Genomic DNA, 5,648 nt, shown 5'->3' on the forward strand with positions numbered 1-5,648 from the left:
CCTTTTGAAGCCTCAGTTAGTAAAGAAGAGGAGAATATAACTTCCCCTCTTAAACTAACTAAGCCATATTTTATCTCTGTTCCTCCAATATCTATGGCTATTATATTCATTAATTATCTCCTATAAAAAGTTTCTTCCAATCTCTTTTGCTGCTTCTATTTTTTTTGCTGATAATTTTTTCATTGGTAATCTACAGTATCCTATTGCATCTACACCTTTTAATTTTAAAATTTCTTTTATTGTTTGATAAAGTCCATTTCCTAAAATTGCCTCAATTATATCATTTAAATAAGTCTGTCTTTCTCTTGCAGTAGCTAAATCTCCAGCTTTCGTTGCATCAAAAACTTCTCTAGCAATCTTTCCTGTTACGTTATATGTACTTCCTATTGCTCCATCTACACCTAATGCTACTGCTGGTAATAACATCTCATCAAATCCTGCATAGATCAATTTATGAGGGAAAGCTTTTCTAACTCTTTCTAAAAGATAGAAATCCCCTGCTGTAAACTTAATACCAATAATTTTATCATGACAAAGTAGTTCTCCAAATTGCTCAACATTCATATTAACTCCAGTTAAAAAAGGAATTGAATAGATTATCATATTATTATTAGTTTCATTTACTATTGTCATATAGTAGTTTTTTATCTCTTCAAAATCAAATTTATAATAGAATGGTGTTACTGCTGATAATGAATCATATCCTAATTCAGTTGCATATTTTCCTAACTCAACAGCCTCATATAAATTAATTGATCCTACTTGGGCAATCAATTTTACATCGTCTTTAGCCTCATCCTTTACAATTTCAAAAATTCTTTTCTTCATTTCTGTTGAAATCATAAAATTTTCACCAGTACTTCCACCTACATATAATCCATCAACCTTCATTTCATCAATATTGTATCTTACAATATTTCTTGTTCCTTTTTCATCTAAGTTTCCATTTTCGTCAAAAGAGATTAGTAATGCTGAATAAATACCTTTCATTTTTTCCTCCAAGTTTTTTATTTTAATAAGTTTAAGGCCCACTGATAAATCAGATCCTCTAGTCCATTAATGTTCTCGTGACCAAAATCTGGATATATAATATGCTCTTTTTTACTTTTTATATTATTATAAACTGCAAATTGTGTTGATGGTGGGCATACTCTATCCATTAATCCAGTTACCATTGTCACCTCTCCCTTTATATTTTCTACAAAGTTTTTTACATCTATATATCCTAGTGTTTCAAAGAACTTATTTTCATTTTTATGTTGTGGATCATACCATCTAAAAAAATCTCTTAATTCTTGATATGCAAAATCTCCTAAATCTAAATTCCAAACTCTCTTAAAATCTGATAAATATGGATAAATTGCAAATACTTTAAAAACTCTATTTTCTAGAGCTGCTGAAACTAAAGATATTGCTCCACCTTGTGAATAACCTAAAGTTGATATACATGATTTATCAATATCTTTCATTTGAAAAATAATATCTAATAATCTCACTGCATCTAAATAAACTTTTCTATAATAACTTTTTTTAGGTCCCTCTAACAAACCTCTAACTAAATTTCCAGTTCTAAAGTATTCATCGCCACTTTTTCCCATTTGATCTCTACAATCCATGGCAAAATAAGCAATTCCTGATGCTGGATATATCATTCGTCTAGACCAATCTCCACCATTTCCTCCATATCCATGAAATTCTACTAGTGCCGGTACTGGCTTTGATATATTTTTAGGTAATAACATTTTTACATAAATTTTTTCATTATCAATTCCTTTAAATATTAAATCATAGCAATCACATAATGGTGTTTGAAACTCTGCAGGAGTAATTACTACTCCTGCTTCAGTTTCTCTCAATTCATCTAATGATTCTTGCCAAAATTCAAACATATTTAAAGGAGTTGGATTGGTTCCTCTATATTTTTTTAATTCATCTAATGGCAAATCAATATTAGGCATAATCTATCAAGCTCCTAATATTAAGTTAGGTATGAATAAAACAATCTGTGGAAATATTGTTAATAAAACTAATGTTAATATTATTGGTATTAATAATGGAATTACACCTCGGGTTATCGTGCTGACAGGTATTTTCCCCACTCTTGAAACAACAAATAAAGCCATTCCCATTGGAGGTGTTAAAATTCCTATCATTAAATTTAAAGTACTTAAAACTCCAAAGAATACTGGATCTATTCCAAATTGAACTACTACTGGTATTAGCATAGGAAGAACTAAAACTTGTAAAGCTAATGCTTCTATAAATGTTCCTAAGAAAATTAACAGTAAATTTATCATTACTAAAACCATTAATGGAGATTTTCCAAATGTTAAAAATACTTCCGCTATTTTCATTGAAATCTGTTCTCTTGCTATAACTTGACCAAAGAAAGTAACTCCCATAATCATTAAAACTGTTACACCACTTATTTTTATAGTTTCTATAACATCTTTTACAAAGCCTTTCACAGTCAACTCTTTATATACAAAGAATCCTAATCCCATTGAATAACAAGTAGCTATTACTGCAGCTTCTGTTGGTGTAAAATATCCTGAAAAAATTCCACCTATTATTATGAATGGTGTCAATAGTGCCCAAAATGATTCCTTAAAAGATATCCATCTTTCTTGCATCGTTGCTTTAGGAGCTCTTTTATATCCTCTTTTTTTACAGATAAAATAATTCATTATCATAAGAGCAAAAGTTAAAATTATTCCAGGAACAAATCCACCTAAAAATAATCTTGCAATAGATTGATCTGCTATAACTCCATATATAATCATTGTTATACTTGGAGGAACTAATGGTCCAATTATACATGAAGCTGCTGTTAATCCTCCACATAAATCATCATCGTATCCTTCATCTCTCATTGCTTTTATCTCAAGTTGTCCTAATCCTCCTGCATCAGCTAGAGCAGATCCAGACATCCCTGAAAATATTAAGCTTGCGAATATATTTACATGTCCCATACCACCTGTATAATGTCCTAATAAAGCTTTAGCAAATCTAAATATTCTCTCTGTTATTCCAGAGCTATTCATTAAAACTCCTGTTAAAACAAAGAATGGAACACTCAATAAACTAAAACTATCTAAACTATCAACTAAAAGTGAACCTACAAAATAAACTACATTCCAGTCTGTAAGTGCAAAGAATAATAATGTGGCAAATACCAATGAGAATCCAACAGGAACCCCAACGAATATTAACCCAAACCACGATAAAAATGTTACTAATGTTAACATTCTTTACTCACCACCTTTTCGTCACTTTCAGTCTCTACATGTTTAGGAGAAATAATAAATTTTCCCTCTTTATAGTCTTCTCTAAGAACCTGAAAAAATCGTATTAACATCAATGTTGCTATTAAAGGAAGAGCTATATACATCCATCCAGCAGATATTTTCAGTGCGATTAATTGGAATATTTTTTTTCTTAAAAATAATTTATAACCTATTTGAATCATTGCAATTAACGATATAAAAACAACAGACTGAATAAATGTATTAGCTATTTTCAGTCCTTTTCCTGAAAATTTATTATATAGAAAATCTATAAATACATGCTGTCTATATTTTACCCCTATACTAACTCCTAACATTCCAACATATGTAAATAATAAGATAGCTAACTCTTCACTCCAAACTAGAGGAGAATCAAATATTTGTCTAAAAACAATTTGAGCTACAAGTATTACAAACATCATTATGAAAAGTATAGCTCCTATAATTTCCTCTAAGTTATTTAAAATTCGTTTTATATTCATATCCAACTCCTATACTATCACTCTCTATTTAACCGCTATAATCTCTTCTAATCCTGCTTTACCAACTTTTCCATTATTCTTCATATAAACTTCATAAAATGGTTGCATTGCAGTTCTAAATGGATCTAAATTAGGATTTGTAACTGTAACTCCTTGTTCTTTAAAGAAATCAATTAATCCTGCTTCTTCATCCACAAATAGCTTTGTATGATATTGTGCTGCTAACTCTGATTCTTGTTTTACTAATTCTTGTAAGTTTTTTGGTAATTTTTTCATACTTGAGTTACTAATTAAATATAGTTGATCGTTTAATATATGATTTGTCATTGCTAAATATTTTTGAACTTCGTAGAACTTTTGAGCTCTAATTGCTGATAATGGATTTTCTTGCCCATCAACTGAGTTTGTTTGTAGTGCTAAATATACCTCTGAAAATGCCATTGGTGTTGGAGATGCTCCTGTATTTTTAGCATATTCTAGGTTTGCGTCAGCTTTAGGAACTCTTAATTTTAATCCCTTCATATCTTCAATCGCATTTATTGGTCTATTTGTTGTTGTTTGTCTCGTACCATTATAAGCTTGAGATAAAATCTCTATATTTAAGTTATCATTTATTTTCTTCTGTAAATTTTTTCCAAACTCTGTATCAAATGTTGCTTTTTTCATATGATCAAAATCTTGAATTACATATGGTAACGAATAAACTTGAGCTTCTGGAAAAAATATATTAAATCTTCCAATCTCAGCAAATCCCATATCTAAAACTCCTGCTGATAATTGTTCTAACATTGATCTGTCATCTCCAAGTTGAGCTCCTGGATATAATTCTACTACAATTTGACCGTTTGATTTTTCTTTTAGATTATTTGCTAAATATTCCGCTGCTTTGTACTCATTTGAACTTGTGTTTGCCACTAATCCCATTTTTAATTTATAAACCTTTTCGTTTGCCCCAAATGCTACCATCCCAAATATTAACGTTAATCCAGCTACTTTTAACACTCTTTTCATTGAAATTTCCTCCCTTAGAATTTACTTTTGATTTTATATAATAATCTCAAATTTTAATTCAAACTTTCTTTAAAAAGTATATCTATTTTAGTTTGATATTCATGAGATCTTTTTAAACTTGTTTTATATAATGCTTCAAAAATTTTTTTTCCTGCTATGTATCCTTGGTTATAGAAATCTTCTGATACTGTTGCTACAACTTTATCATTTTCAATTAGTCCCCGTATTTTTTCATTAAAGCCGTTTGTTACAAACTTATAATTATCCTTCCCTATCTCCCCAAGATATTCAATTATTTCTGGAGCATATCTATTTATATATATTCCTTCTATACCATCTGAAAGATAATTTAAAATTTGACTCTTGTCTTCCAATAATTTTTTTATTTTTATTGGTCCTTGAAACTTTCTATCTAATTCTTTTAATTTTTCTAAGACACCTTTTAAATATTTTCTTGATGAAATTAAATCATCTCCCGCATCTATAACTAATATATTTTTATCAATTTTAACTACATTTGATAAAACATCTGCTGCTATTCTTCCGGATTTTTCATATTTTGAATCTATATATGTGTCTTCTTCAAAAAGCTGTTTTCCGATAGATACAATTTTTAAATCATTTTTTATTGGTTGTAAAATTTTAATTATTTTCTCACTATCTAGTGGGATTATTATTAATCCATGAATTCTTTTTTCTAAAGATTTTTTTAAAAGTTCAATTTGTCCTTCGCTATCATTTATATCAACTTCTAAAACTTTGATTTTTATTCCATATGCTTTTACTTCTTCTTGAAAATCTTTCAATCCACTTTTCAATTGCTTAGAATATTCTTCATTAATTGATCTTACTATAATAGCTACTATTG

4 protein-coding genes and 1 pseudogene are annotated in these 5,648 nt (G+C 29.0%); all 5 read right to left on the reverse strand.

Annotated elements, in window-relative coordinates; all coding sequences use genetic code 11:
• Window positions 1–120: 120 nt before the first annotated feature.
• Window positions 121–990 carry an N-acetylneuraminate lyase gene (locus Q0V08_RS10295; RefSeq protein WP_297434501.1) on the reverse strand — a complete coding sequence of 290 codons (870 nt, stop codon included), beginning with the start codon at window positions 988–990 and terminating at the stop codon, window positions 121–123.
• Between the two features lie 17 nt (window positions 991–1,007).
• A complete protein-coding gene (locus tag Q0V08_RS10300; protein WP_297434503.1) occupies window positions 1,008–1,958 on the reverse strand; it encodes an acetylxylan esterase in 951 nt (316 codons plus the stop codon).
• Between the two features lie 6 nt (window positions 1,959–1,964).
• Window positions 1,965–3,769: pseudogene (locus tag Q0V08_RS10305) on the reverse strand (TRAP transporter large permease subunit).
• A gap of 24 nt (window positions 3,770–3,793) precedes the next feature.
• Window positions 3,794–4,780, reverse strand: coding sequence for a sialic acid TRAP transporter substrate-binding protein SiaP (locus Q0V08_RS10310; protein WP_297434505.1), 987 nt, complete (start codon window positions 4,778–4,780; stop codon window positions 3,794–3,796).
• A 53-nt stretch (window positions 4,781–4,833) separates the two neighbouring features.
• On the reverse strand, window positions 4,834–5,648 hold an 815-nt coding region (locus Q0V08_RS10315), incomplete at its 5' end, for a substrate-binding domain-containing protein (protein WP_297434507.1).

It is taken from the genome of uncultured Cetobacterium sp., assembly GCF_947038635.1.
GTDB lineage: Bacteria > Fusobacteriota > Fusobacteriia > Fusobacteriales > Fusobacteriaceae > Cetobacterium_A.